At 62.0% G+C, this 24,788-nt stretch carries 26 protein-coding genes; 10 read left to right on the top strand and 16 right to left on the bottom strand.

The features are described from left to right. Positions 1 to 357: 357 nt before the first annotated feature. Entirely contained in the window at positions 358 to 1,488 is a 1,131-nt protein-coding gene (locus VSR72_RS30440) for an integrase domain-containing protein (protein WP_342955993.1), read from the bottom strand. Positions 1,489 to 2,585: 1,097 nt separating this feature from the next. Here VSR72_RS30440 and VSR72_RS30435 point away from each other — a divergent pair. The 4 genes from VSR72_RS30435 to VSR72_RS30420 all read left to right on the top strand — a co-directional run bounded on the left by VSR72_RS30435 (position 2,586) and on the right by VSR72_RS30420 (position 4,604). Further along, complete coding sequence (locus VSR72_RS30435; RefSeq protein ID WP_342955984.1) at positions 2,586 to 3,593, top strand: PRTRC system protein D; 1,008 nt, start codon at positions 2,586 to 2,588, stop codon at positions 3,591 to 3,593. Further along, a complete protein-coding gene (locus VSR72_RS30430) occupies positions 3,590 to 4,024 on the top strand; it encodes a hypothetical protein (RefSeq protein ID WP_342955983.1) in 435 nt (144 codons plus the stop codon). Before VSR72_RS30435 ends, VSR72_RS30430 begins: the two co-directional genes overlap by 4 nt. A 176-nt stretch (positions 4,025 to 4,200) precedes the next feature. After that, on the top strand, positions 4,201 to 4,356 hold the full coding sequence (locus VSR72_RS30425) for a hypothetical protein (protein WP_238467183.1): 156 nt from the start codon (positions 4,201 to 4,203) through the stop codon (positions 4,354 to 4,356). Next, complete coding sequence (locus VSR72_RS30420) at positions 4,356 to 4,604, top strand: hypothetical protein (RefSeq protein ID WP_342955982.1); 249 nt, start codon at positions 4,356 to 4,358, stop codon at positions 4,602 to 4,604. Before VSR72_RS30425 ends, VSR72_RS30420 begins: the two co-directional genes overlap by 1 nt. 72 nt (positions 4,605 to 4,676) lie before the next feature. Here VSR72_RS30420 and VSR72_RS30415 read toward each other — a convergent pair whose 3' ends face one another. The 6 genes from VSR72_RS30415 to VSR72_RS30390 all read right to left on the bottom strand — a co-directional run bounded on the left by VSR72_RS30415 (position 4,677) and on the right by VSR72_RS30390 (position 8,750). Next, the gene (locus VSR72_RS30415; RefSeq protein ID WP_342955981.1) at positions 4,677 to 4,895 is read right to left on the bottom strand and encodes a hypothetical protein; all 219 of its coding nucleotides are present in this window, start codon (positions 4,893 to 4,895) and stop codon (positions 4,677 to 4,679) included. A gap of 96 nt (positions 4,896 to 4,991) precedes the next feature. Next, positions 4,992 to 6,128 (bottom strand): primase-helicase zinc-binding domain-containing protein, encoded by a 1,137-nt coding sequence (locus tag VSR72_RS30410; protein ID WP_342955980.1) that lies wholly within the window; start codon positions 6,126 to 6,128, stop codon positions 4,992 to 4,994. A 251-nt stretch (positions 6,129 to 6,379) separates the two neighbouring features. Next, positions 6,380 to 6,976: a single-stranded DNA-binding protein gene (locus VSR72_RS30405; RefSeq protein WP_342955979.1), complete on the bottom strand. Its 597-nt coding sequence runs from the start codon at positions 6,974 to 6,976 to the stop codon at positions 6,380 to 6,382. A gap of 14 nt (positions 6,977 to 6,990) precedes the next feature. Next, positions 6,991 to 7,797 (bottom strand): hypothetical protein, encoded by an 807-nt coding sequence (locus VSR72_RS30400; RefSeq protein ID WP_342955978.1) that lies wholly within the window; start codon positions 7,795 to 7,797, stop codon positions 6,991 to 6,993. Then, the gene (locus tag VSR72_RS30395) at positions 7,797 to 8,237 is read right to left on the bottom strand and encodes a hypothetical protein (protein ID WP_342955977.1); all 441 of its coding nucleotides are present in this window, start codon (positions 8,235 to 8,237) and stop codon (positions 7,797 to 7,799) included. The genes VSR72_RS30400 and VSR72_RS30395 overlap by 1 nt, the downstream gene beginning before the upstream one ends. A 111-nt stretch (positions 8,238 to 8,348) precedes the next feature. Further along, positions 8,349 to 8,750 carry a hypothetical protein gene (locus VSR72_RS30390; RefSeq protein ID WP_342955976.1) on the bottom strand — a complete coding sequence of 134 codons (402 nt, stop codon included), beginning with the start codon at positions 8,748 to 8,750 and terminating at the stop codon, positions 8,349 to 8,351. Positions 8,751 to 9,125: 375 nt separating this feature from the next. Here VSR72_RS30390 and VSR72_RS30385 point away from each other — a divergent pair, with 375 nt between their 5' ends. From VSR72_RS30385 to VSR72_RS30360, 6 genes are all read left to right on the top strand, one after another. Then, positions 9,126 to 9,857, top strand: coding sequence for a nuclease-related domain-containing protein (locus tag VSR72_RS30385; RefSeq protein ID WP_342955975.1), 732 nt, complete (start codon positions 9,126 to 9,128; stop codon positions 9,855 to 9,857). Positions 9,858 to 10,017: 160 nt separating this feature from the next. After that, the gene (locus tag VSR72_RS30380) at positions 10,018 to 11,319 is read left to right on the top strand and encodes a hypothetical protein (protein WP_342955974.1); all 1,302 of its coding nucleotides are present in this window, start codon (positions 10,018 to 10,020) and stop codon (positions 11,317 to 11,319) included. Between the two features lie 76 nt (positions 11,320 to 11,395). Further along, positions 11,396 to 12,598 (top strand): FlhC family transcriptional regulator, encoded by a 1,203-nt coding sequence (locus VSR72_RS30375; protein ID WP_342955973.1) that lies wholly within the window; start codon positions 11,396 to 11,398, stop codon positions 12,596 to 12,598. Next, complete coding sequence (locus tag VSR72_RS30370) at positions 12,599 to 12,766, top strand: hypothetical protein (RefSeq protein WP_175197783.1); 168 nt, start codon at positions 12,599 to 12,601, stop codon at positions 12,764 to 12,766. A 12-nt stretch (positions 12,767 to 12,778) separates the two neighbouring features. Beyond that, positions 12,779 to 13,144, top strand: coding sequence for a hypothetical protein (locus tag VSR72_RS30365; protein WP_342955972.1), 366 nt, complete (start codon positions 12,779 to 12,781; stop codon positions 13,142 to 13,144). 192 nt (positions 13,145 to 13,336) lie between these two features. After that, positions 13,337 to 14,365, top strand: coding sequence for a CAP domain-containing protein (locus tag VSR72_RS30360; RefSeq protein WP_342955971.1), 1,029 nt, complete (start codon positions 13,337 to 13,339; stop codon positions 14,363 to 14,365). 113 nt (positions 14,366 to 14,478) lie between these two features. Here the strand turns inward: VSR72_RS30360 and VSR72_RS30355 are convergent, their stop codons facing one another. Genes VSR72_RS30355 through VSR72_RS30315 form a run of 9 tightly spaced genes read right to left on the bottom strand, consistent with a single transcriptional unit; the run spans position 14,479 to position 24,788 of the window. After that, positions 14,479 to 15,234 carry a hypothetical protein gene (locus VSR72_RS30355; protein WP_342955970.1) on the bottom strand — a complete coding sequence of 252 codons (756 nt, stop codon included), beginning with the start codon at positions 15,232 to 15,234 and terminating at the stop codon, positions 14,479 to 14,481. An 11-nt stretch (positions 15,235 to 15,245) separates the two neighbouring features. Further along, on the bottom strand, positions 15,246 to 16,466 hold the full coding sequence (locus VSR72_RS30350) for a hypothetical protein (RefSeq protein ID WP_342955969.1): 1,221 nt from the start codon (positions 16,464 to 16,466) through the stop codon (positions 15,246 to 15,248). Positions 16,467 to 16,475: 9 nt separating this feature from the next. Then, a complete protein-coding gene (locus VSR72_RS30345) occupies positions 16,476 to 17,075 on the bottom strand; it encodes a type 4 pilus major pilin (protein WP_342955968.1) in 600 nt (199 codons plus the stop codon). Positions 17,076 to 17,087: 12 nt separating this feature from the next. Then, a complete protein-coding gene (locus VSR72_RS30340; protein ID WP_342955967.1) occupies positions 17,088 to 18,227 on the bottom strand; it encodes a type II secretion system protein in 1,140 nt (379 codons plus the stop codon). Then, positions 18,224 to 20,470 carry an ATPase, T2SS/T4P/T4SS family gene (locus tag VSR72_RS30335; RefSeq protein ID WP_342955966.1) on the bottom strand — a complete coding sequence of 749 codons (2,247 nt, stop codon included), beginning with the start codon at positions 20,468 to 20,470 and terminating at the stop codon, positions 18,224 to 18,226. Before VSR72_RS30335 ends, VSR72_RS30340 begins: the two co-directional genes overlap by 4 nt. After that, complete coding sequence (locus VSR72_RS30330; protein WP_342955965.1) at positions 20,470 to 21,225, bottom strand: hypothetical protein; 756 nt, start codon at positions 21,223 to 21,225, stop codon at positions 20,470 to 20,472. Before VSR72_RS30330 ends, VSR72_RS30335 begins: the two co-directional genes overlap by 1 nt. Further along, complete coding sequence (locus VSR72_RS30325) at positions 21,212 to 22,510, bottom strand: hypothetical protein (protein ID WP_342955964.1); 1,299 nt, start codon at positions 22,508 to 22,510, stop codon at positions 21,212 to 21,214. The genes VSR72_RS30330 and VSR72_RS30325 overlap by 14 nt, the downstream gene beginning before the upstream one ends. Positions 22,511 to 22,518: 8 nt before the next feature. Continuing rightward, the gene (locus VSR72_RS30320; RefSeq protein ID WP_342955963.1) at positions 22,519 to 24,135 is read right to left on the bottom strand and encodes a type II secretory pathway protein; all 1,617 of its coding nucleotides are present in this window, start codon (positions 24,133 to 24,135) and stop codon (positions 22,519 to 22,521) included. Between the two features lie 2 nt (positions 24,136 to 24,137). Then, positions 24,138 to 24,788 (bottom strand): toxin co-regulated pilus biosynthesis Q family protein, encoded by a 651-nt coding sequence (locus tag VSR72_RS30315; protein WP_342955962.1) that lies wholly within the window; start codon positions 24,786 to 24,788, stop codon positions 24,138 to 24,140.

Below are 24,788 nucleotides of genomic sequence, written 5' to 3'. Positions count from 1 at the left end.
TTGCTACACGCTTCCTTCAGACCCCGCCTCGCGACGACGCCCTTGCGTTTCACTAGCCCTTCGCCCCATCTGGCTGGGCAGGGGACTCTCACCCCCAAGCTGTTGCGCATGCTCGGCGCACAAAAAATACCGGCCGCGTAGGCCGGTTCAAGGGGTTCTGGGTGTTTGCTTCAAGGGGACCAGAACCTGAGAGACACGACTACATTGTGCCTCGCGGCCGTGCCCCCTGTTGCCCCGTATCGTTGGTTCTTGAGTGCTCATTCGACGCGCCCCCGGATCGCATCGAGGCACTGCCATCATATCCACGTGGTTTTGCGCATCGGTGCGTCGCCGAACATTTCTCCAGACAAATAGCGGTCACGAAGCGCCAAGCAACCTGTACAGCGCTTGCCGCGAAATCCCTAGCGCCTTCGCAGCGTGCGTCTTGTTTCCCCCGGCGGCCTCGAGCGCCTTCGCCGCGTCCTCGACGCTCGGCGACGGCTTTGCCAGTCGCTCCTGCCGTGCGAACGTCGAGAGGTAGGCATTTGCCTTGGTCACTCGGCTGTGGCCCGCCGCCTCAACAACCCGACGCATCGCCTCTTCGTGCAACGCGGGATCGGGACGCGTCCCCGCAAGCTTGACCGGTGCCGGAGCGCCACTCACTTTCTCATAGAGTTCCTGCAGGTATTGATGCCGAAGTCCATGGCTCGTCACGCCCAACCCCTTCTTGTTGACGCCATGTTTCCGTAGCACCGTCTTGTATCTATCGCCCCATTGCTTCAGCGTACGATCCGCCGGAATCGTTGAGCCTGTCATCGGATTCGCCAACCGCGCCGCCTCTTCGAGCACCGCGATCTTTTCCTCAATCGGCACTTCGCGGTCACGGCCGCCCTTCGTGCCGCGCGTGACGCCAAGAAACTCCGCATCCCTCACCGCCTCGGCAGGCCTGAGAAGGAAACTTTCCTGGACCCTCAATCCAAACGCCGCCTGCAGCCTCAGTTGCACGGCCACGCGCGGACACGTCATCGCAATCTCGGCGATCTTTTCCGTGGCATTGATTCCGTTGCCTGACCATGACTTGTCAACTTCGGCCACGTACGAACGGACCAGCCCCTTTGCCTTTCGATCCACGTAGTCCGCGAGCGTGCCAACCAGGTGGTCTTTCTTCATCCAGTCAGCCAGCGTGCGCAGATACGTCAGCTTGTTCTCGATTGTCCCCCCGCTCTGCTTCGCATCGACCCAGCGTCGAACCAGCCATTCGACATGCTTGCGCTGCAACTTCCATGGCGTTGTCAGGGCGAACCCACCTTCACGCAACTCGACCAACGCGCCACACATCGCGCGTACCCGATGCTCTTGCGTCTTGATCGAGAGTGCCTTCCCGCTGACGCGCGTCGGGCTATGAACCGTCGCCACGCGCTCGTCGAACAGGTCTATCAGCGCCTGTGCAACCCTGGGCGTCAGCCGGTAGCCACGCACCACGGCGCGCACATTCAGTATCGCCGCCATCATTCCTCCGTTGCCGTTGCGCTCCGCGCGAACCCGCGCAGACCGTTTTCGCCAGTCGGTGCTGCCCGATGCCCCTGCCTGACATCGTTGCGGCCGCACCCACTGGCCCGTTGCTTCTCGCCGCCGTGCGGCTTCGCCGATACCCCGGCGCCGGGTTTGTTGCCTTCCTTGCCTTTAGCGATTCCATCCGATCAGCCCGACGCACGGAAGAGATGCGTTCCGACTGTCCACCTTGCTGCGGCACGGGCCGGATCGCGCTTCGCGCAAAACCGTTCCCGCGAATACTGCCTGTGATGCATTGCCGCCTGCTGTGGCTACCCGACCGGCCAAGGACGCGTTACCGCGCCTGGACACCACGCAGCGCCTTCCGGCGTGCGGGTGCCCGAGCCAACTGCCGGGCAATTCCTGTTGCGCACTTTTGGTGACGGCTGCGCGGACCGTTCTATCTTCCGTACAGGGAGGCGCGAAACACTGGCGTGGCCAGCGCGCAGGCTCTCCCCCGTTCCGAAGCACGTTCATCTCCGCCGCAGTGTGTCGGGCTTCGTGAACGCACCCAGCGCTGTGGGCTGAAGGAACGTGTGTATGGCGCACGAGAAAGGGGCGCGCGAACTGTCCAACTGTCCGCTCCCACCTTTTCTCATTGCGCCGCATTCCGGCGGACAGCCGCCGATCGTATGGATATCGCACTGTCCAGTGGTCCTCAGAGTGGGCCAGGGTGGACTTGATCTGATTGAAAAAAAAGCCGCGTCACGATGGCACGCGGACAGTCTTGGAAAGGATGCCCTCACGGGCGGGGGATGTTGGCCGAGGTGGCCGGAGACAGGACGCACGAAGTGCCTCGCACTTCAGGTCGATGCGCCAGGGGCGCGACAGGTACTGACAAGAATAGGCGCTCCATGCAATCGCGCGCGATCAAAAGATGACCTGTTCCTGCGCGCTTTTGGAAACTTGACTTCCCACTGCGCTCGATAGACTGGACTCAGCAACACGCCATTTCAAACTGGACTCCACAGCCTTTTGAGATCCCGGATGAAGTCGGACTTCATGTCTAACTTTGTCGTTCACCCGATTCGTTCCAACCAGGAAACATAGACACCATGAAAACTGCAGTCTTCGCTATCGACGTTGGCTACGGCAACACCAAATACGCACACCGCGCAGCGAGCAGCACGGTCGCGACGGGCATGTTTCCGTCACTCGCGCCGCTCGCTGCAACCCACTCGCTCTCTGGATTCGGTGAAGGCGTTCTCGCATCGCGAAAGGTGGTCACTATCAAGATTGACGGGATTAACTATGAAGTTGGACCCGACGTTTCGCTGAGTGCTGCCTATGGCAAGACAGGCCGCGCTCTCGCCGACGACTACGTGATGACCGACAACTATGCCGCGCTACTTTTCGGCGCTATCCATTTTGCTGGTGTCACGCAGATCGACCGTCTGGTACTTGGCCTGCCCGTGCACAACATGAAGAAGTATGCGGCCGCGCTGAAGGAACGCTTTACTGGTGCACACGACTTCGGCCCCGGTCGAGTGGTCGTCGAGCGGGTCGTCGTGATCCCCCAGCCGCTAGGCTCACTCGTATTTGCTGCAAGTACGCGTGGCGACAGCTTCAATCGCGACGACGCGCATCTCGTCATCGATGTTGGCTATTTCACGACCGATTGGGTCTATGCGAACGGTTTCGCAATGGACGACACGCGCAGCGGCGGTATGCCTGGTGGCGCGTCACAGATCTATCAGCGCATCGCGCGTCTGATCTCTGTGGACGAAGACGATAACGTGACTGAGATTGAGCTTATCGACAAGGCGCTGCGCGAACACAAGCCTTTCCTTCTCTACGGAAAGGACGTCGATCTCTCGCCTTATCTCGAGAAGGCCAGTCCGATCGTTACCGACGTCGTGAAGGAAATGCAGAACAGCGTCGGTCATTTGCGGAACGTGCGATCGATCATCCTCTCCGGCGGTGGTGCGGGACTGTATGCATCCGTGATCCGGCATGCGTTCCCTCGCATTGTGATCGAGGTGATCGATTCCCCATGCACGGCCAACGCGAGAGGTTTCCTGCTTGTTGGCGAACGCCTTGCAAGCGAGCGCCGCGTAGCATGAGCGACAAGATCGAGATGACCGTGACGGTCAATCCACTTGTCTCGCCGAAGCTCTACCAGCGCCTTCGCGCATGTAGCTCGCCTCGCGAGCGCGCTATCGTGTTCCGCGCGCTCGCTGAAGCCAGGCTATGGGACGAGACGATGGGCAATGCCCACCCCGTCGAGCGTGGTGCCACAGACCGTCGAGAGCCACCCTACATGCCGGCGACCAGCATGCAGGAGCGCCCGGTTCAGCAAGAAGCTGCACCAACGCAGCCCGCTGCGGCAAGGTCCGCCGCAATCGCGTCCCGCAGCCCGACTGCCCCCGCTACAACGGGAAGCGAGGCGGCGGAATCGTTGGAAGCGTTCCAGACTGTGCGGTCGGCCGACTTCGACGATTCGGGCTCGGCGTTCAGCGACGCGCTCGGCGACGACTTCGCCCAGTTTGAATAAGCGAGGGGCGCTTTGCCGCGCCCTGTCCCTTCGGCCTGCTGGCGAACAGGCCACGGGGACAGCGGACGGAGGGATCAGCGCACCGCGACTTGACTTCGGAATGGGCGTGTCATGATGAATTCAGATGCCGGTGCAACTTCCTGCACCGACGCGCGAATCACAAAGGAGCAGTCAACATGGAATACGAACGCCTCTTCGCCATCCTCCACGGCCAACGCCTGGACGAGCCCCTCACCTGGGTCTATATCTGCGCTCTGATCGCGGTCGCCGTCGCCGGTTGGATGTTTGGCGGTGTGCTGTTTGACGGCGCTCACAACGTTGGGGACGAGTAATGAACCGGATCGAATACGCGTGGTCGACTTTCATGCAGTGGCATTGGCTCGCGCGTCGCGCTGCCGTCGCCCTCGCCTGCTACGCGCTGGCCATGTTCGGAGTGTGGCTCTATGCCGAAGGCTTGCAGGACGTGGGCAAGTTTCTCTTCGCCGGTGGAAGCATCGGCTTCGGCTGGGCTGTTGGTTTCTTCTTCGCCGCGCGCACGGCTATCTCGCTGCTTTTTCGATGCCGGCGCATGTTCCTTTAGGTGCGACGGTTCGTATGGACGAAAAAAAAGGCGGCCCACTTGTGTGGTCCGCCTTTCTTTCTTGCGTTGTATTCATTGCACAGGGTTCATCTGCACGAGCGTGAGACGTCTCGTGCAGAAGTCAAATGCCTCATCGAACGGCTGATCGCGGCAGACCGTCTTGCAGCTGCTGCGATCGAACACGTCGTACCCAGTCGCGGCTGACTTCAGCACCGGCTGGTGACCGTTTGCTGCGCCGTTGGTCGCTACGATCGTGAACTTGTTGCCGACCTTCATTTGAAAAAAGCTCATTTCTGCCTCGATAGAAAAGAGCCCGACGGTCCATCCCCAGCGGGGACGAATCCCCACCGGGCAGGTTCAAGAAAAAACCGGACGAGCCGGTGTCAATCAGATGGCCAGTGGAACACGCGGTGCGTGACAGGCCTGCTTTGCGAGCGGTACTGATGCATGCGCTGCGATCCAGCGCGATTTCCACTGATCCGCGAAGTCAGTGCCGCGAAGCTTCGGTCGATGCGGCACGACCGTGTAGCCTTCAGCACGCAACCGCTTTGCGAGCACCAGGCCAGCACTCACGCCCGGCGACTGGCGCGTCCTGGGATCGATGTCATCGAAGTCCATGAAGATGTGCACGACCTTGATGCCGAGACCTTCCGGGACAACGAACTTCGAGAGCAGGACGCGGTTCAGGCAATTCCACACCGGCACGCCAGACTCCATGTGTGCGCCGTAGACCGTCTCCAGCCCCTCGCCCACACCGATCTCTCCGTCGACGGGAGACATCAAACGCACTGCGCCGCCCGCGAGGGGGTTGAGCGTCATGTCGTTGAGCTTTGCATCGAGGATCTCGCCATCCGGCGACACGATCGTGGCCTTCGCAGGTTCGACCGGATCGAGGAAGGTGCGATGCAAGGTGCCGAGACGCCCATCGGGCAGCTCGAAACGCGCCGCGATTGCCGGCCACTTTCCGAGCAGCTTCTTCTCATGCCGATACTCGAGCATGCCAAGACGCAGCGCCGGCGACGGTCCTGCCGACAGGCCAGGCACGCGTTCCTGCAGATATCGCATTGAAAGATCGCCCACAGCCTGCGCCCGCGCGCTATCCCAAATGCCATCCAGCCGCCTCGCGACAAATGCAGGATCTGCCTTGCGCTTGGGTGCTGGCGCCGCTGTGTTGAGCGGTGCACGCGACGATGGCGGTGACCCGCCGTCGAGCTGGCACATCAGTCGATACAACCCCATGCGGTTCGCACGAGCGATCAGCTGAAGGCCGTCGCCAGCCATCGGGTAGCCCTCGTTGCACTTTCGGCACACCCAGTCGCCGCGGCCGCTCTTGTTGTCATAGGTGAAACGGTCATCTCCTCCGCATACCGGACAGGCGCTTGCCTTGCCAGTCAGGCAGTCGGCGGAAATGCCGTAACTCATCAAGGTCGAAATCCACGCTTCCGGGGAGAGCGCGAATTCCTTCAGCTTGCGTTGCAGCCACTCGTACTTCTCGGGTGGCAGCCCGCGTCCAGACGTACTCATATAGTCACTCTCCATTGTTGGAAGTGGGTTGGGTCGGTGCCTGAGACAGGCGCGAAAACGCTTGCTCAAAGGAGCGGCCCGCGCGAGGCGAGCGGCTCTTTTGAACACGTTTCAGGTTTTCGAGAAGACGGGCGCGCGATGCGCGGAGACAGCAGAAGGGGTGTGTTACGCAGCGCACCCGAAGGTGCGCCACGAAACATCAGGTGAGGATTTGCGGGAGTCGCAGATCCGTATGATGAGCCCTTACGGGATCAGATTGCCGCCCACGCTGCTCGTGCATACATGTTTGCAAACGGAATGTCGTCATCGGCCTCGTCGAAGCCACCGCCGGCCGGCGCGCGCGTTCCCGCACCGCCTCCCGCTGAGGACTGCGGAGGTCTCGCGCGCGTGCCTACGCTGGAGGCTGCACGCGGCGAACCGGCGCCCGCGTTGCCCGAATTGCGTGGCGGTCGTGCCGCTTCGCGCGATTCAAAGCCGCCGTCGTCACCACCAGGTTCACGACGCTCGCCGCCGCCGCGGCCGCCGAGCATCTGCATCTGGTCCGCGACGATCTCCGTCGAGTAACGATCCGTGCCGTCCTGGGCCTGCCACTTTCGTGTCCGAATACGCCCTTCGATGTATACCGACGAGCCCTTCTTCAGGTACTCGGCAACGATCTCGGCCAGACGCCCAAAAAACGAGACGCGGTGCCACTCAGTCATTTCCTTGAACTCGCCGGATGCCTTGTCCTTAAAGCGGTCGGTGGTTGCGAGACGGATGTTGGCCACAGCGTCGCCGCTGGGCAGATAACGCACTTCAGGCTCCGCGCCGAGATTGCCGACGAGGATCACCTTGTTTACTGATGCCATAGTTCGAACTCCTTTTAACGTGTAATCGACCAGAGCCACTTGTCCCAGAGGACCTGCTGGCCGTTTTTCATGATCGGGCGGCCACCATCGGTGAACGCCGGTACCTTGATTTTTTCGAGCCGACGAACCGAAACGGAATCGCCAACGCGGCAGCCACTTTGCGCAATCGCGTCCTTCAGGCCTTCGCCCTGGAGCGTGCGCTCGCCCATCGCCGTTTCAATGTGCATTGCGAACGACGTGTAGAACGGCTTGCCCGTCGGTTTGCGGCTCGGAAACTTCTCCTCGCCCCAGCCGAGCACCTTGCCAGTCGTCGCAGCACGACTATCGTCACCACGTTGCACGTGCTCTCTCGCGGCGCGGCGACGAAACGGAACATGCTGCGTCTCGTCCTCGTTCAGAAATTCCTGTGCCGCCGGAATGACTTCGTCGTGCTGCACTGGCAGGGAAGTGGCTGGTCCGCCGTTCCCACGGATTGCTGTCGCGATCGCTTCCTTGAGCGGAGCGCGGTGTTCGCGAAAGAGCGACCAGTGCGGCGCGAGCTCGGGAAGGATCTTCGTGCCGAACCGCGTGTCGCATGGCGTCTCCTCGAACGCGGGCCGGAACTGCGCCACGCTGTCACCCTCGTCAACGAAGAGATGCAAGACGCCACCGATCGTGACGAACGTCTCGTTGGGAGCGCCCTGCCCAATCTCACGCGCCTGCGCGCTCGGTTGGGGCTCACTCGGGGCGACCGGTGCAGACGCCACATGCGACGCCTGCGTCACGGTAGACCGACCGGGAAAGAGGTCTGCGAATGCGCGGAAGAGGTAGGTTGCGGCCATCAGTGCGCCTCCTCCATCGGTTTGCGGAAGTACTTGCCGCGCACCTGTTTCAGATCGTGAGCAAGAAGTGGTGTGTCAAGAATCACCTGCTGCAGCGTGTCGGGATCTATCCCGTTCACGCGGCAAACGTGCTCGTACGACAACGCGCCGTCCCAATCGCCCATGATCCAGCCGAGCGTCGCCTCGTAGTCGTCGACATCGAGGCGAACATTGCGCAGGCGCTCGCTCAGAAGGGTCGCGCAGTCCATCAGTGATTCGGGCATGCGATCGCCGCGGCGACTGTCGCGCGCGAGCGAGATCAGTGCATCGATCATCGCGTCACGCACGGACGCGCTCCAGAGTTTTGGATGCGGAAGAGGATCAGGTTTAGGTGGAACGACGAGTACCGGAGAGGTCTCGCCGAAGATATCAAGCTGCCAGGCAGCGACTTCTGCTTTCATGGATTGCTCCGGTGAAGCCGGGCAATCTCATACCCTTAGCCGGGAATGGATTCCCGGCTTGGGCAAGGGGCCGCCGCGGCGACGCCGCGGCGCAAGGGTCTGACAGGGGCCTTAGTCGGTCCCGGTCTTCTTCAGGGGGATAACGACGGCCGACTTGGCGTATTGCCGCGTCGGAGCCGTCTGAACAGAAGCGGCAGCAGGCGCCACAACGGGAGCGCCCTTCTGTACTTCCGGCTGGGCCTGCTCGCGCGCCTTGTCAGCGGCTTCGCGTGCAGCTTCACGTTCGGTCGCCTCGAGGGCTTTCGCCTTCTTGTGCAGCCAACGTACGCCAAGACCAACGAGGAAGAGGCTAACGAAAAACGAAGTCGCCGCCAGATAGACGATGAGACACAAGGCGAGCACTTTGCCCGGGGACTTGAGCACATCCTTGATCAAAACATCCAGCATTTTTCTCTCCAGAAAAATTAACGCACCAGGGGATAGCCAGGCATGGCCTGGGATTTCGATGCTCATGTCGAGCAGGGAAACCGGCGCGTAGCGCGTTCGCCGTGGCCCGTAGCCGGACCACCGCGAACGGACTCGCGAGACGATATGCAAAAGGAATGGGCGGCACGAGGACCGTGCTGCAGTTCGATGCGTACTGGACGCGGGGGATACGTTCAGGCTAACGGACCGGCCGCAGCTGCGCGCGACTGAATGATCGCGATTTCTTGTGGGCTTACGTTTTGGCTATCCGACCGTTTAGGCGCCTAAACGCTTAAACCCGGAATGGTGCGGTTTTTGTGCAGCTTTTCGGACTTACGCGAGCGACCCATCCGGCGCGTCGGCGAAACTTGACTTCGTTTCTTACCTGGCAGACTGAACTCAATAACATTTCACGGAGTCTATATGCCCGGCATCTTCGCTTTCCTCGCCACCGGCTATCTCGGCTGGAAGTTCATCGGGCGGGCACAACGCACCGGCGCACCGCGTGTACGCCGTTCCAAGACGGATGAAACTGTACTCGCGCGAGCTCATGCGCGCGGCGAAGCGGGTGAGGCACGCACACACGCTGAACTACGCCGAGTACTCACAGCCCTGTGCGGGACCGATTTTTACCTGCACGACGGTGCCGTGCTTCTCAATCACGCGCCCGGCACCGCGTTCCCGACCGCTGAGATCGACCATCTCGCCGTCACTCCTTTCGGCCTCTTCGTGATCGAGACAAAGAACTGGAGTGGCTTCATTGAACCCGGGGCAGATTCCAGCGAGCTGGTGCGCGTGGCTTCGGATGGCAAACGCGAATCGCGCAAATCGCCTCTCGCACAAAACCGAACGAAGGTGGCGTTTCTGAACGCGAAGCTTCCCAAAGTATGGACGATCGAGGGGCTGGGTGTATTCGCCGCACCGGATTGCTCTCTCCATCCGGACCTGCCCCCGTCACTCATTCACATCAGCGAGCTTTCGCATTGCTTGCGCCTGCGTCGCCACGATTTCCGACTATCTGGGATAAAGCCCGTTAATGTTAGGACTGCTTTCAAAGCAATTATGCTTAATGCATCGACTGACACAAAAGATCTAGAAGAACACTACAAACGCATGTGGATTAACCGTCAAGTTGTCGCTGGAAATGCCGTATGAATACTCGCGCTCTTAAGCAAAAGCTGCATGTTTTTCATCATCTTTCGCCTGACCGCCGCCGGAATGGACGCGTACGCTAGGCCTGTACCTGCGCGCGCAAAGCGAGTCCATGGCGGCGCGAACCAACAGCGCTCCATAAACACGCACGGAAAATAAGACCATGAGCAACAACAAAAAACCACCAGTCGATTCCTCATTCGATCCGAGCATCCCCGAGGACCAGAACAACAAGTCATCCGGTGGTTCCCTGTTCGATCCGTCCATCCCCGAAGACGGAATAGCGCTCCCCGGCGACGATACGGGGATCGACGGCGATCTGTATGACCGCCACTTGCCTTCGGCTGCGGACATCGCTCTTGCGGCGCGCAAGGCGTTCGGCGACAAGCTGCCGGAAGAGGTACTCCAGAACCTGATGCAGACCAGTGCCGAGATCAATGAATCAGTGCGCCGCATCATGCACGAGCACATGAATCTCGGATACAAGTTCGGCGAGGTTATTCGTTACGTCCAGACGAACTACACCGTGAGCTACGGCGCCTCGGAGAAAACCAACGAGCGCGCAAGCCGCGACGCTGTCGCCTATATCGAAAACCTTCACCGCATCTCGAAAGGCAAGATCCTTCTGCACCTGAAGGCCTACGCTCGATTTAACGAGAATACCGACGCCGTGGAATTTCTGCGTCTCACCGATATGCAATATCTGCTCGCGAACGATATCGGCGATGACATCGTCGAGCAGATCATCGCGAAGAAAAAAGAAGACCCGGAAATGTCCACGCGCACGGTCCGGGAACTGATCGCGCTTCTTCGGCAGCAGCGAGACCGTATCGAAGCGGACAAGGAAGAACTGGCATCGGTCAACGACGAATACGCCGGGCTGATGGAGCAGTTCAACTCGGCAACGAGCGAAACCAACCGCCTGAAACAGGAGATCGAACGGTTGCGTCTTCAGCAGAAGTCCACGCAGGACGCCACCGACCGCCTTCGCAACGAACTCACCCTGAGCAGCCAGAGCACCAGCGCCCTACACATGCAGCTTCACGAGACGCAAGAGCAGCTCAAGGCGGCACAACATGAGGCTGTCGAGCTTCGCGCTCGTAAGCCCGATGTGGACGACCCGCAGGCTAAGGAAGACCGCAAACGCCTTAATAACATCTTCGACGACCTGCTTGCCAAAACACGCCAGCTCGAGGACGAGATTGCGGAGAAACAGGAGCGGCGAACCCAACTCGAAACGCAACTCGAAGAAGGTACGGCTGCGGTCGAAGCTGCACGGCGGCTAGACGAAGAGATGAATGCTCTTGTTAAGGACTTCAGCACTTTCGCACAACGCTATAGCAGCGCGCAGCTACTTTGCACCGCGGATGGCAATCCGGCGCGCTTCAAGCCGCTGTTTCAGGCACTTGGCGATCTTGTCGGCAAATTCCATATCGAGATCACCGCCGCAATGAAGGCTGCATAGACCGTAACGAGTTCCGCGTGTGTGGCCACACCGAATAGCCGCACGAGAGACACCGAAAAATAAAAGAAGTGGAAAAATGAGTACAGAACCGAATCACGTCAAGTCCGTCGATGACTACAAAGCCATCGAGCGGCTCTACCTTCCCCGATGGATTGCCGAGAAGATTAAGATCATCAACTACGATCTGGTCGATCACATGCGGGAGGTTCTGGTCGCCTACCCGGAGTTCAACGCGATCTATCGCGTCGAGGTCAAGGAGATCGACCACCTGCGTCGCAACCAGATGTCGCTGCAAAGCCTGCTGGGTGTGCCATTTCTCATGCTCTCGCCATCTCTGCACACCGTTGAGGACTGGCGCTGCTTCGTTGATGCGACGCCGACGACGCGTGCAGTGGACCAACTGCGGCGTAAGATGCCTGCGGAGCGTAGCCCGCTGACTACGCTGGCGATCGTGCATCACAACCGTCAGTTTGTCGACGTCATCCGGTCAGTGGCAAACACGAGCATCCTGAGCGCCCCGCTGCTCGGCATGACCCCCGACCTCGCCCGATACCTGGCCGAACTGCCTGGGTACAAATTGCGCACCGCGCTCGAGCGTATCGCCGACCTGCCTCTTTTCCAGTGGCGTTTCACCACCCCGGCTTTCTGGTTCGAGTTCACCGCGAACGACCTCCTCCACGACCAGGTCGCTCATCACATCATGTCCACGACGCCGTTTCGCGCTGGCGAGCTTCCGCACACCGCGAATTGGGCCGACTTGCGCCTCGGCCGCGAAACGCACGAAATGTACGCGGCCGCTTTGATGGCGCACGGATGCCGTGCCAGCACCGCTGCGACACTCTTTCGCCTGCCCCAAAGCAAGACCCGCCAGATGTACATGGCAATTCACGGCAAACCATCTCCATGCGGCAATCTGCCCAACTCGTTGCAGTGGTTCGTTGAGAGGCCCCAGCACCGCCTGCACTCGACGGTCTTCATCTGGCTCTACCGTTCCGCGTTAAACATGGGCGCGAATACTCCGCAGGCTCTGATCGCCGCCGCCGACCTCTACAACCATCTATTTCCTTCGCGACTCGCGTTGCTCGCCACTGATCGCGGCTACAACCTGACGCGAGCGATGGCGGCAGATGCGCGACTCTCGATCGCACCTTGTCGCGAGTGCAGCACGCACTACATCGTCTCCAACAACGAATCGAAGATCGAAATGCGCAACAGCTTCACCTGCCCGTCATGTAGCGACACCCTCGTGGGTCGCGTGCGCCTTCCCAAAGGAGCCTAAATGCAAGGTCACGAGCTACCCGCCGGCCTTGTTGTCTTCAGCGCCGATGGCAAGGCGCAGTTCGGTTGGCAGAACCCCGAAACCGGTGCGTACTACGCCGAAGATGACGGGCACTGCATTGTTGACGCGGTCGGCGGCGTGCCTTGGCACGCCGGCTCAATGCACTAACTGGAGTCTGCGATGGATGATCTCGCGTGGATGGTTCGAGACAGTGCGTCGGCCTGGCTTCGCGGATACGGCGATCTGCGCTTTGACCAGTATGAGGGCTTCTATCGCAAGGCCCGCAAAGCCGGCGGTTCGCCAGGCGACCTCGAACAGATCAACGAGGAATATGCGCAATGGATTGAAGAGCGCCCGAGCAGGCTGGTTTCGCTACTTAACCGCCCGGTGTTTGCGCACGCACTCATCGCCGTCACGGCGGTCTGGATTTCCGGACAGGCGGTTCCCCGCCTCGCTGGCATCGCCCCGAAGTCCACGGGGGGCCTGCTGGTCGCGGCATTCATTGCGTTGCGTGTTTTCCATCGAAAGCGCCGCAAACGCGACTGATCGACCCATTTCGCATAGACGCCCGCTTCACCGGCGGGCTTCTTCAGTTTTCGCTTAAAGAACTTCCTAATTCTTACCGTTACCGGTAGGGTGTGCCCCGCATCGGCCTCGGGAACTTGACTTTGGTTCCGGCCTGGCAAACTGGTATCAGGCTCGCGCGAGGGGCGCAGCTAAACCACCAAGGACCTGAAAATGACGAAGAAAATCACCACGCTCACCGCTATCTCTTTCGCAGCTGCTTTGACTCTTGCCGCTTGCGGCGGCGGTGGCGGCGGTAGCAGCGGCTCTAGCAGCAGCAACTCGTCGTCTGGCTCGTCCGGCACCAGCACGACAACCTCGCCGACCGTCACCGGCACCCAGTCAACGCCCCAGTTTGCTGCGAACAGCGCGCAACTTGCCGCCTTTAACCTGCTCAACCAATCTCGGCAGCAATGCGGCTTCGCGGAGTTTCAGGAGAACACCGTTCTCGATAACGCGGCACAGAACCACGCCAAGTGGGAAGGCGCGAACAACACCGTCTCGGACAGCGAACAATCCGGCCAAACCGGCTTTACCGGCGGAGACTACCAGGCGCGCGCCACCTATGCAGGCTTTCCGAGTTCGGTTTTCGTGACCGGCGCGAGCGGGGCTGGCAATCCCGTTTTCCCAGCAAGCTTCGTCCCAGCCACGGCAGGCCAGCAGTTTGTTGCCGATGTTCTGTCCGGCGTTTATCACGTCATTGTCGCGGGCTACCCTGCAAACATCATCGGATTCGGGGAATATGAAACTCAGACAACGTCGGGCGCCTACACATACACGAACTCGTGGCAGTCGATGAGCTTTGCGAGCACACAAGCGCAGACGATCAGCAACGCGCCGCTTACCTTCCCATGCTCGGGCGCAACGGGCCTGCCGTACAAGGTCGTTTCGGAAAGCCCGACTCCGCCGAATGTTTCGGCCTCGGGTTGGGGGCAAGCTCAGGCGGTTTTCGGTAACAGCACGACGGATACCATCGTCCTGCAAACGGCCACGCTCACTGACAGTTCGGGTAACGTCACGACGCTGCAAATTCTGAATTCGACTACCGATCCGTCCAAGCTAATCCCGACATGGGAAGCGGTGGCCTATCCGACTTCGCCGTTGACACAGAACACAACGTACACGACCACCCTAACCGGAACCATCAATGGCACGCCGTTTAGCCGTACCTGGTCGTGGTCTACTGGCAGCTACGTTAGCTAAACCAGACCAGCAAGAAAGCGCCCCACTGCATCGTGCTCGTGGGGCGCTTTTTCTTTTGTGCTTCGCCATGCTCTTGCATGAGGAGGCTTACTGGCTTTTTCCCGGCTGAACGCTTAACCAGCACCACAGTTAGGGTTGCTGTTCGCCGGCATCGGACCATAATTCGGATACGTTGCGAAGACATCCAAGTGGCCGGTATTCTGGTTCACTTGGCAAACGCCGTTATAGCCGTATGCTGTGTACGGGTTACCTTGTTCACCGCATACATTTTGAGTTGCGGTGTACGAAGGACCGATCAGTTGCAGCCAGAACGACGTGTCAGTCGCTACCATGCTGCTGCTCCCGAGAGGCATCACGCCAAACTCGGACCATGTAGTCAGTGGGGGCTGATACACCACCCAACCACCTTGCCCAGCTATGTATTGCACCTGAACGACCGTGTACTGATACCCATATCCCGGATCGAGCGAGTACCCCCCCGGAAGAGCGGCCGCACACATCGCTTGCATCTGAGGCACGGTCGGCTGGGTGAAGATCGGCGTACACATCGGGGCACTCCAGCTCGATCCGTTCCACCCGGGATCACCCGTTTGCGTGGTGCCGGCCCCGCAAGTGGGCGGCGCATCGTAGTGGCACACAGCCTGTGTGAATCCCGATCCTATCCATTTTGCGGGCGTGAGCGTGGTCCAACCCGCACCTGTCGAGCAGGTAGGCGGTGTCTGCGCCGCACGGTATTGCGGCCCAAGGCAACTCGAGTCCTGATAGCCGTACGAGCAATGCGCGGGCGCCTCTGCTTTCGCGCTCGCCGCGCCGAGCAACAGAATCAATCCAAGTACAACGCGCTTCCAGCGCGACATGCCGTTTTTCATCGTTCTTATTCCTAGTAAGCGCAATAGGTTTCGACGACCCCTTGCGCGCCAATATTGCTGTTCGATCCGTCGGTCAGATAGACAGTCCACGGCCCGGTCCCCGTCGTATACGCGTTGAACTGGGCAGTCGTGTCGATGTTGAACTCCTGTGGCACCAGCAGGATCTGGGGCGATCCACCGGCAGAGCATTGCGGCGCCGGAACGTAAGTCCCATATCCCACCGTGTAGTACTGGTAGCGTGGAGCGGGGCCGCTGACCGGAACCCACTGGTTGTAAAGGCACGAAAGCAACTGACCCGAACCGTCTGCGTTCGCCGCAACGCGCGTCGTGCCGGCGGTCGAAGTGCAACTCGCGCGGGGCGTCGCGGTGTTTGCCACCTCAAGGGCGCCATAGACCGTCGCGTTGCCATGCACCGAGGCCGCGCCTGTGTCGATCGGCGCGGGAGCCGTGCCCGCAGAGTTCTGCACATAGAGCGTCGAGGGCGTGCGCACTGCGTTCGAAACCGCGACGTTTGACGCCGACACCGCGGGCGCGGCGATCGTGCCCGTGGCGTCGATGCTATTGACGTTGTGCAGGCTCACGCCGTTGACGTTCTGGTCGCCGGTCCACGTCAGGCTGCCGTCGCGCCGGATGTAAAGCGAGTTCCCGTCGGAATCCTGACCGTTGGTCGCCAGAATCGCGGCCGCGGGCGTCCCCGAAAGCGGATTGCTCGCTGTCCACGCCCCGTTGAGCCCTGAGATCGTGGCCGCGTTGCGGGTCGACGAGTAGCCGAATTGCGCGTCCTGTGAGTTCGCAGCGACGGCGATCTGCGCCGCGCCAGACGCGTCCGGTTTGCCGTTCCGCGTGTACGGGAGCGACGGGTAGAAGATCCACGACACGTGGCAGTTGCCCGCCGCTTCCGTACAGCCAGCCGGAAGCATGCTCATCTGGATCGTGTAGCTCCCGCCCCAGAACGGCCCGGCGCGGTACGCCTGCTTCAGATTGCCAGCGGTCTGCAGGTCCGCAACGGTCGGCGCAGTCAACGTCGAGTTGCCCGACTGGGTGTACTGGGTGAGCAGCGTCGAGAAGTTCTCGTTGGCCCACCGGCCCAGAGCGTCCGTGATCACCGCCTCGTTCTGGCCTTCAGTAGCGAGCAGCGACGCCAGATGCTTCTGGATGTCCTCGCGGATCGAGTACACAGTCAGGATCGCGGACGCCGCGAGGAAAACCACCATCTCGATGATGCTGCCCATGACCGGTCCTTAGCTGCGCGTCGTATACATCTCGATCGTGGCGGTGTCGCCGCCGGACGCACACGCACTGCCTGCAGTCGCGCTGCTGAATTTCGTCGACGGGCTAGACACCACCGTGCCATTCACCGATACCTCGGTGAAGATGTTCGCGATCGCGCTGAGCGACATCGAACAGACGGCCTTCGGCACGGGATAGCTCGCCACGATCGCGTCGTTCGACGACGTGACCGTGCCGGGTTGCGCCGTCACCTGACCACCGAAGATGCCCGTCACGGTCGAATAGTCGGATGCGACACGAGCGCCGGCCGCATCGAACGCATGATTCTGCGCGAGCGTCGAAAGCGACTCGGCGGAAAAATCCGAATCGTTCGCCGTGGCGTTCTGGATGCCGGTGTGAAACATGCCCACCTCGCTCTTGAAGGTTGAGGACTGGACCATGTTGCGCACGAACGGGACGCCATAGAAAAGCGCGAGCGAGAGCAATGCCGCCGCGCCGAGGACCGCCCCCGCCTCGATGAGAGACAGTTCGCCGCTCTGCTTCTTGATGCGGCCGATGCGACGGTAGAACTCTTTCTGCTCGGGCGTGCGTTTCAAGACGTTGGTTTTCATAGCGGTCCCTAATTAGTTGGTGTTGCCATTCGTTGCGCCGAGCGCGCTTTGCATACTCGTGACGCCGGTGACGACGTAAGAGCCGACACCGACGCCAATGAACGCCGCCGCGGCAATGCCGAGCAGCACATAGTGGGTAATCCTGGCGTTGCGGCGCACGGCCTCAACGACGCGATCGAGCGAACTGCGTCCGAGCGACTTGATCGCATCCACGAAGTTGTCGCGCCGCTCCGCATCGGCGATGCGGTCCACGACTTCAGCAGAGAAGATCCCTGTGGCGAACGCGCGCATGGGTTGCTCAGGCGATGCCTTCAGACGACGTTCCATCATCGACACATGCCAGCGCAGCCACGGGTCGGCGTTCCGACGGATGCGCGCGAGCGCGCCGGCAAGCGTCAGTCCGGAGTCAAGCAGACCCGACAACGAGACGATCAGGAGCGCCGCGCGCAGATCGCGCCGGTTGCGCCACACCAGCGGCGCCGCGTCGATGCGGTTGCGCAGCGCGCCTGTCCAGCGTTTGAGGCCGTAGTAGTAGGACGTGACGCCCGCTGCGATCAATGCGACGTTCAGCAGCCAGTAGTCATAGCAGTACGTGTCGATCGCATACAGCATCCTGCCTGCGGGCAGCCACTGGTCAAGCGGGCGCACCTCCAGCACCTGCGGATAGACCATCCCGCCAAAGAGCATGGACAGGCCGTACATGTAGCAGAGGAGCACCATGGGATACGCCATCTGCATCGCGGTCGTGCTCGACAGCACGCGCTTGGCCGAAGCCGCCATCTCACACAGGTCGAAGCCGCGGCGTGCTGCGTCCTCCTTGTCCGAAGCAAACGCCAGGTCGAGCAGCGCATACTCGTCGACGGGCACGAACGGCTTGATCGCGAGCGCAAGCCCGTCGCCCTTGCGCATACGCTCCTCCATCGCATCGTACGCAAGCCATACGATCTGCCTGCGATCGCGCGCACGCTTCTTGAGCACCTGAAGCCGCTCGATCAGGGTCTCGCGGTTTCGCAGGCTTGTCGCCTGCTCGATATCGAGACGCGATTCGCGATAGAAACCTTCGCGGACCTTCTGGAAACGCCACTTTGCAACCTTGAGCCGCTCGGCGCGCGGCAGGCGCATGCAGATGCCATAGAAAGCCCGGCCGATCATGACGGCAGCCTCCCGTCACGATCCGGCAGCACCTTGTAGACGCTGAACGATTTCATCGAGCGGTCGATGAAGCGAGGATCGATCAGCCCCTGCGAGGCCTTGTAGAGCGCGTGCTCATAGATCGTCTTGCCAGTCATGTCGTCGGAATCAAAGCCCGCCACCCGCTCCTTGCGCCACGCCGCCTCCGCGCCACGCCAGTCACGTACGACGATGTGCTCCAGGAACTCAGGCGTGGGCCGGTACAACTCCATTGCGAGCGTCTGGCCCTTCGTGCCTCCGGCCACCTTGCCGTCGCGCGCGAAGAGCCCCTTCTTCCGGCAAGTCTCGCAGCCATCGTCGTTGCGGCAAGCCATGTTCGACGTGTCGAGCCCAAACTTCGAACGCAGCAGCTCGAGCGACGCCGGGCTCATGACATCGGCCGCAGACTTCTTGCAGTCCGGGCACAGCATGGGAATCAGCTTCTGGTTACCCACCGCGTTGATGAACTTGTCGGACGCCACCTCATCGGCGGCCAGCCGCAGGCGATCGCCCATCAGTCGCATGAAGACGCCGATGATGCTGTCAGCGTGGATTGTGGTCCGCACCGGGTGACCCGTCAGCGCAAGCTCAACCACGAGCCCCGCGATGGTCGAATCGAGGATTTCCGCGACGGTCAGATCGTCCGGATCCATACGCATGAGCGTGCGGATGATCGTGGCTACCTTGCGACGAAAATCCTCTTCGGTCTCATCCAGCCCGCGCGGCACCGACTGGTCGGAGAGCCACGGCATCGGATACTCCGAAGGCATGCTCACGGCGTACTGCTTCTTGAGCTCGCGTCCATCGACCATGTACGAGAGCGCGCGCAGAAGCGTGCTCTTGGCCGACCCGGTTTCACCCGAAAGAAGCACTGCGCCGCCACTGACATGACCCAGCGAATTGATGATCGCGAGCTGGCTGGCCTCAAGCCCCATCGTGTCGGGCATGCGCACGGTGTAGTTGCGGAAGTTGCCATCGAGGATCCGCATCGCCACGTCGAAGCCGCCCATCTGTGGCGCGCTCTGCCAGCGAAGATTGAGCGTGGCCGTCGCGAGCGCGAGCGGGATCATGGCCGACTGAGGGGCGCTCGGCTGGAACGCGTTGCCGCTGTTCGTATTGCGCTGTACGAGATCCTGATAGGCAGCGGAGAGCGCTCGAAGAACCGTCGCCTTCGGCATGCGGCGATACGTATAGAGGTCGCCATCGACGCGAAAGCGAACTTCCGCGTCGGACTGGTAGTCGCGCGACTCCCAGTGCACATCGCTTGCATCGTAGCCCTGAGCGGCCTCGTACACGTCGCGAAAGAACGCGATTGCGCGCGAACCTTCGGGTACGTGATTCGACACACGGATGCGCGCGCGGTCGTAGACGTCCGCAATGACTGCGACCGTCGCGACCATCTCCTCGCGCACCGAGATATGCGCGCGCTCGAGGTCGCTCAGATACGTCGCGTAGAGCGCGGTCGCCTGGAATTCGCGCGTCGCGATCACCACCGCCATGCCTGCCTGCATGTCCACAGCCACGAATTCGCGGAGCGCATCAGCCGTGATACGCAGCGTCGCCTCGGGCGTCGTGTCGCACAGGATGCGCTTGAAGTCGGCGAGCGCGTACACCGAACTCAGCTTCGGCATTCCGACCGGCGTGTATTCGATGTCCGGCACAGCGAGCGCATGACCCGTAGCTTCGGCAGGCTGCGGCTCATCGCGTCCCGAGTCGTGCGCCTCGCCATGCAATGCCTCGCTATCTGCGCCGTCTCGGGGTTCGTCGAAGGGCTTGGCTTCTTCGTTCACCGCCTCCCCGTGCTTGGCGTCCCGATGCCATTCGTCGGCACTGCGCCGCGCGTCGCCCACAACCTCGCCGGCGACACTGTGATATTCGGCGGCCGACGGTTGCGGGATCTGGTCTTCAACCTCTTCGACGGGGGCGGGTGTTTCCATCGCCCCACGATGCGCATCCGGGCGGTGCGCCGCGGTGCCCGCCGCCGCTTCAAGCGACTTCACATCGCTCGCGTCCACATCGGTCACTTCTGCGTCACGTAGATACGCGCCGAGCGAGCCAGCCGGCGCGCCGGGTCCCTTGCGCACGGGGCGCGTCGCGCGCAGCACTGGCTCCATGGGTGCAGCGGATTCCGAGTCCTCCACGAAGCCACCCCGCCAGGCACGAAGGCGCGCCATCACCCCGCCGCGGGGCTTTTCGTTGCTTTCCAGATTTCCAAAGAGCGACATTACTGCCTCCCGAAGCTTGAGACCGGTTGAGCCATGCTCACGCCCGGCGGCAGCGGCGACGAGAGGTCACCGAGAGCCGATCCGGTTATGAGGGTTGAATTCGAGGATTCCGGCGCGTTACCGCTCATTGGCACGCTCCAGGTGCGCTTGCCCTCGGCGACGGTGACCGAGAGTCCGTCCACCCGGCGCGCGACCCAGCCATTCAGGAGCTTCTCGCCAAGTCGCGCGGGATAGACCGCGCCGTGATAGTCGTAGAGGACGTGCTGGCCGCTGCCGTCGGTGTACGCGCCCACGAATGTGACGTCCGACGTATGTGTGTGCGGCACGTACGGTCGCACTACAACCGCCGGGGCGCTCTCCACCGGCGCGGGCGTCTTGAGCGTCACGGCCGCACTACTCGCAGGCCCATCACCGTCGCCGCGCAACGCGCGCGTGAGCTTGCTGCGTGCGAGGTCGTCGATATCGCGAAGGGTAAGGTGCGTTTCGTCGTTGGCTCCGGGTACGCTCGCCGGTACGGCTGCCGATGCTACGGTTCCGGCCGCGTCCGAGCGCGGCGATGCCTGCGCACCCGTCGTTGTAGCGCTCGCTGGCGAAACCACGACATGCGAAGCAGGTGTCGTCCCACCAGCAGCGGGGGCGATAGCTGACGAAAACGATGGCGCGGCTGCGTGCGCCGCCACGGCGGCCGCTAGCAGCACCATGCCGAGAGGAACGGTGCACGCCTGCGCGAGGCGAAGTGATTTATTGCACGACATAGTATTTGCCCTTCGCAACGAAATGGATGCCGACCTTGCCCAGTTCCTCAGGTGCAGCGGTGTCGAGTTTTACGTCCAGGGATTCGAGGATCATGTTTGACGGCAGCGCCGCGAGTAACGGCGCCTGCCATCGATAGCCATCGATCTCCCAGCGCCCTTCGCGCAGCAGTGCGCGATGACGCTCGCCGGGGGGCGGCGGCGACGCGAGCAGCGCATGGCTCGGTTCCAGCTTCACCTCATAGCCAAAGCTCCTGAGATCCAGTGGCTTGACCGACATGCGCTGTGGCGGCGTCTGCAGCAGCTCGATGAGGCGCTGTTCATCCGGCCACGTCTTCATGCTCGTGACACTCAGCATGGCCGTGCGTGGCAGTGCCGGGCCTCGCGCAAACAGATGCAGCCCGTCCGGCGCGAACGTGACCGGCAGCATGTCGGCCGGCGCGGTGCGCGCGAAGTCCTCGAATGAGCCACCCGCGCGCTCATAAGTCAGCGAGCAAAAACCCGTCGACGGGCATTCAGCCTTCTGGAACTGCCAGCCATTGCGATTGGTGTCGATGTAATCGAGCAACGCCAGCGCATCCGGTGCGAGTTGCGACGCGAGGGGCGTGCGGCCCGCGAAGACCTGACGCATTGCCTGCTCGTATCGGAGGTCCCAGCTCGGCACCGCATTCACGACTGGGGCCGGGTTGAGGGCACCCCACATCTGCTTTGCGCCGAATCCCGCAATGGCCAGTGCGAGCAGCACCACGATGGAATTCGGGATGCCTGTGGGCACGCGCGCGATGCGGCCAGCCTTTTTCTGCTGAAGCAACTCCGCCGGGCTGAAAGGCTCGTCGCCCGGCTCGATCGCATCGCCTGAGACCATGACCGTCAGCGCCAGCCCGAGCTTCGCGCATTGCCGCGCGATCTCGTCGCGTCGCTTCGCAACTGACGCCGCCGTCAACACTTCGTCGCGTCGCACCGCGCCGCGCACCACGTGAACGAGGTGAACCTGCGGCCCGTCCTGCATGAGCACGAGCACGGCCGCCTTCGCTTTCACCCGCTCGAGCATCGCGATACGTGCCGCGCCCGAAAAGAGCCTCCCACGGCGCAGTTCGCCGGCGTCGGGCGCGCAGAAGCCGCCGATGAGTTCCGCACCCGCCTTCATTTCGACGTAGTGCGTCGCGGAGAAGTCGCCCGCGTAGCGCGCGCGGCTCTCCTTCGCATCCTTCCCGGGATAGGCGCTCCAGTCGAGGCCGAACGCCAGACGCGCGCGCTTCTCTCCGGGCAGCGGTTCGGTGATATGCATGTCCGCCCTTACATCGAGGGAACAACGGTTGCGGTGAGCATCACCACCTGGAAGGTCCGCGACTTGTTCCACGTGCCCGTGATACCGGCGAGGCCGCCGTTCGTCGTGCTGTCGGCCGTGTCCGTGACCGCGCCATACAGGACGACGGTCTGTCCGTCCGAGAGAGCGATCGTCTCGTCGTCCTTGCTGCCAATCGTGTGGGCGAGCTGGATCGCCTGCTGCGTCTGGCCAGAACCCGCGCCCGCCGAGGTGAACGGACCGTTCTGCTTCGAGCTGTCACGCCAGTACGCGAGGAGGATCTGGTTGTGATCGTTGACTGCCGGCAGGATGTGCAGGAAGTCGCCAGTCGTGAGGGTCCCCGGCGTGAGGCCCACTACCCCGCTCGACGTGCCGGTGACGGTCCCCGACGAAGGCGTGGTCGTACGCAGGTAGTCGTCCGACTGGAAGTTCGCCACGGACACCGGCAGGCCGTTCAGCGTCAGCTTCGAGACCGTGTTGTCGGAGATCGTGCGGCCGTATTGGTTCAGGCCGTTGAGTACCGCGTTCGTGCCCGAGAACGGCGCGTTCGCCTGCAGGACAGAGAGACCAACGGTGCCACCGCCCGATGAGAGCGAGGTCGGCGAGGTGAAGCTCACCGCCCACTTCGCGAGGCCGCCCTGGATACTGTTGTAGACAATATCGGCGTTCATACCCGCCTGGCTGCCGCGGTTCAGTGCGATCTGGATCGTGCGCACGCGCAGCATCACCTGGCGCGTCGAAATCGCGTTCTCGCGCTTGAGCATCTCCCCCATGCGATCCGCCGCTTCCCGCGTGTCGTAGACGATCACAAGGCGGCTCTGCGGGTTCACCGTGATGCGCCCCATCGGGGACTTCAGCTGGTTGAGCGTCGCCTGGATCGAGTCGATCTGGTCGAAGTCGCCCTTGCGGCCGCTCGAGGTCATCGCCGAGAACGAGCCGGTGTCCGTGCTCGCCCCACCCGTCGAACCGGTCGACTGGTTGCCCGTTGACGTGTCCGTGCCCTTCGACATCCGTGACTCGATCGAGACCTTGCCCGGGATCGCAGCGATCTGGTACATGCGCGTGACGAACCGGCTGATGTTGATGGTCGAACCATCGAAGGACCAGTCGAGGCCGAGGTCCTCCGTGACGTCGTGCAGATAGCGACCGATCGCGCACGACTCGCACGGCTGGTCATACACTGGGATTTCAGACGTTTTGGTCCCGAAGCTCGCCTGCACGGCTTTCCCGTCACTCGAAGCGCGCGGAATCAGGCTGTCGCGCGGAATGTACACGTCGGGGCTCACCCGCACTGGATAGCCGGAAGCATTCGACACCAGTGTCGCGAGTGTCTTCATGTCGAGCTTCGGCGGGAAGGTGACCTTCTTTTCGCGGAATACCGCAGGCAGCGTGGCCTCGTACGCGAGCGGCACCGGGCGATCGCCGAGGAACGCGCTGGGCACATCTTCAACGAGCGGAATGCTGTTGCCTGCACCGTCGAGCGCTGCGCTCGCCGTTGCATTGGCATGGTCGTATGCGCCGTTAACATCGCTTTGCATGACGGCACAGCCCGCGAGTGCAACGGCGGTCGCTGCGGCGATCACGGTACGGATGGGATAGAGGCGCATGTTCAGTCCTTGCAGTTGGCCGCGCGAGCAATGACGCGAATGACGTTGTTGGTGTGCCTGCAGACGCGCGCAGGGGTCCGCATGTGGTCGGTCGCCTGCATGACCTGCGTGAGCACCGAGCGGAAGTCGCCCGTGAACGTCGCGTTGAATTCGACCGGCAAGTCATCGTCGATCTTCCAGGCGAGCTGCCACCCCTGGGTCTGCAACCAGCGGTCGAGCGCGTTGCGCAGGTTGGTGTCCTGCGGGGTGATCGAGAAAGACACCGTGCCTGTCGGTTCGCCGTTCACCGCGCCCGGAACGATCACCGTTTTCACGTCAGCGGATACCGGCGCCGTTGCCTGCGGCGTGGCAGGCGTGATCGGTGCGGCCGAGGCGAGGATCGTCGGCGCGACCGGTACCTGGCCAGACATGGGCGCCGCCACAGGTTGCTGACCCGGTGCAGCAGCGCCTGCGCTCGCAGGCTGCGGCGCGGCAGGAGCACCACCGCTGCCGAGCATCTGCCAGCCGTCGCCTGCGGGCGCAGGGACCTTCGACTGATCAGGCTCCATTGCGGCAGCCGCCATCGTCATGGCGCTACCGAGCGCCAGTGCAAGCAAGGCCTGCGCAATCGTCCGGGTGCGGGCGCCGGAGTTCTTCGGGAAATGTTTGCTCAT

The organism is Paraburkholderia sp. JHI869 (genome assembly GCF_038900775.1).
In the GTDB taxonomy this organism is placed as follows: Bacteria; Pseudomonadota; Gammaproteobacteria; order Burkholderiales; family Burkholderiaceae; genus Paraburkholderia.
The sequence above is the reverse complement of the archived record's forward strand: the minus strand, read 5'-3'. Positions and strand labels throughout refer to the sequence as shown.

What these genes read in the sequence shown, in the direction of transcription:
- VSR72_RS30370 (WP_175197783.1), top strand. Translation starts at nt 12,599, where the DNA reads ATGCAAGGTCACGAGCTACCCGCCGGCCTTGTTGTCTTCAGCGCCGAT.
- VSR72_RS30415 (WP_342955981.1), bottom strand. Translation starts at nt 4,895, where the DNA reads ATGAGCTTTTTTCAAATGAAGGTCGGCAACAAGTTCACGATCGTAGCG.
- VSR72_RS30360 (WP_342955971.1), top strand. Translation starts at nt 13,337, where the DNA reads ATGACGAAGAAAATCACCACGCTCACCGCTATCTCTTTCGCAGCTGCT.
- VSR72_RS30425 (WP_238467183.1), top strand. Translation starts at nt 4,201, where the DNA reads ATGGAATACGAACGCCTCTTCGCCATCCTCCACGGCCAACGCCTGGAC.
- VSR72_RS30390 (WP_342955976.1), bottom strand. Translation starts at nt 8,750, where the DNA reads ATGAGCATCGAAATCCCAGGCCATGCCTGGCTATCCCCTGGTGCGTTA.
- VSR72_RS30430 (WP_342955983.1), top strand. Translation starts at nt 3,590, where the DNA reads ATGAGCGACAAGATCGAGATGACCGTGACGGTCAATCCACTTGTCTCG.
- VSR72_RS30420 (WP_342955982.1), top strand. Translation starts at nt 4,356, where the DNA reads ATGAACCGGATCGAATACGCGTGGTCGACTTTCATGCAGTGGCATTGG.
- VSR72_RS30335 (WP_342955966.1), bottom strand. Translation starts at nt 20,470, where the DNA reads ATGTCGCTCTTTGGAAATCTGGAAAGCAACGAAAAGCCCCGCGGCGGG.
- VSR72_RS30365 (WP_342955972.1), top strand. Translation starts at nt 12,779, where the DNA reads ATGGATGATCTCGCGTGGATGGTTCGAGACAGTGCGTCGGCCTGGCTT.
- VSR72_RS30330 (WP_342955965.1), bottom strand. Translation starts at nt 21,225, where the DNA reads ATGTCGTGCAATAAATCACTTCGCCTCGCGCAGGCGTGCACCGTTCCT.
- VSR72_RS30315 (WP_342955962.1), bottom strand. Translation starts at nt 24,788, where the DNA reads ATGAGCAAACATTTCCCGAAGAACTCCGGCGCCCGCACCCGGACGATT.
- VSR72_RS30395 (WP_342955977.1), bottom strand. Translation starts at nt 8,237, where the DNA reads ATGAAAGCAGAAGTCGCTGCCTGGCAGCTTGATATCTTCGGCGAGACC.
- VSR72_RS30350 (WP_342955969.1), bottom strand. Translation starts at nt 16,466, where the DNA reads ATGGGCAGCATCATCGAGATGGTGGTTTTCCTCGCGGCGTCCGCGATC.
- VSR72_RS30325 (WP_342955964.1), bottom strand. Translation starts at nt 22,510, where the DNA reads ATGCATATCACCGAACCGCTGCCCGGAGAGAAGCGCGCGCGTCTGGCG.
- VSR72_RS30380 (WP_342955974.1), top strand. Translation starts at nt 10,018, where the DNA reads ATGAGCAACAACAAAAAACCACCAGTCGATTCCTCATTCGATCCGAGC.
- VSR72_RS30345 (WP_342955968.1), bottom strand. Translation starts at nt 17,075, where the DNA reads ATGAAAACCAACGTCTTGAAACGCACGCCCGAGCAGAAAGAGTTCTAC.
- VSR72_RS30400 (WP_342955978.1), bottom strand. Translation starts at nt 7,797, where the DNA reads ATGGCCGCAACCTACCTCTTCCGCGCATTCGCAGACCTCTTTCCCGGT.
- VSR72_RS30435 (WP_342955984.1), top strand. Translation starts at nt 2,586, where the DNA reads ATGAAAACTGCAGTCTTCGCTATCGACGTTGGCTACGGCAACACCAAA.
- VSR72_RS30320 (WP_342955963.1), bottom strand. Translation starts at nt 24,135, where the DNA reads ATGCGCCTCTATCCCATCCGTACCGTGATCGCCGCAGCGACCGCCGTT.
- VSR72_RS30355 (WP_342955970.1), bottom strand. Translation starts at nt 15,234, where the DNA reads ATGAAAAACGGCATGTCGCGCTGGAAGCGCGTTGTACTTGGATTGATT.
- VSR72_RS30405 (WP_342955979.1), bottom strand. Translation starts at nt 6,976, where the DNA reads ATGGCATCAGTAAACAAGGTGATCCTCGTCGGCAATCTCGGCGCGGAG.
- VSR72_RS30375 (WP_342955973.1), top strand. Translation starts at nt 11,396, where the DNA reads ATGAGTACAGAACCGAATCACGTCAAGTCCGTCGATGACTACAAAGCC.
- VSR72_RS30340 (WP_342955967.1), bottom strand. Translation starts at nt 18,227, where the DNA reads ATGATCGGCCGGGCTTTCTATGGCATCTGCATGCGCCTGCCGCGCGCC.
- VSR72_RS30440 (WP_342955993.1), bottom strand. Translation starts at nt 1,488, where the DNA reads ATGGCGGCGATACTGAATGTGCGCGCCGTGGTGCGTGGCTACCGGCTG.
- VSR72_RS30410 (WP_342955980.1), bottom strand. Translation starts at nt 6,128, where the DNA reads ATGAGTACGTCTGGACGCGGGCTGCCACCCGAGAAGTACGAGTGGCTG.
- VSR72_RS30385 (WP_342955975.1), top strand. Translation starts at nt 9,126, where the DNA reads ATGCCCGGCATCTTCGCTTTCCTCGCCACCGGCTATCTCGGCTGGAAG.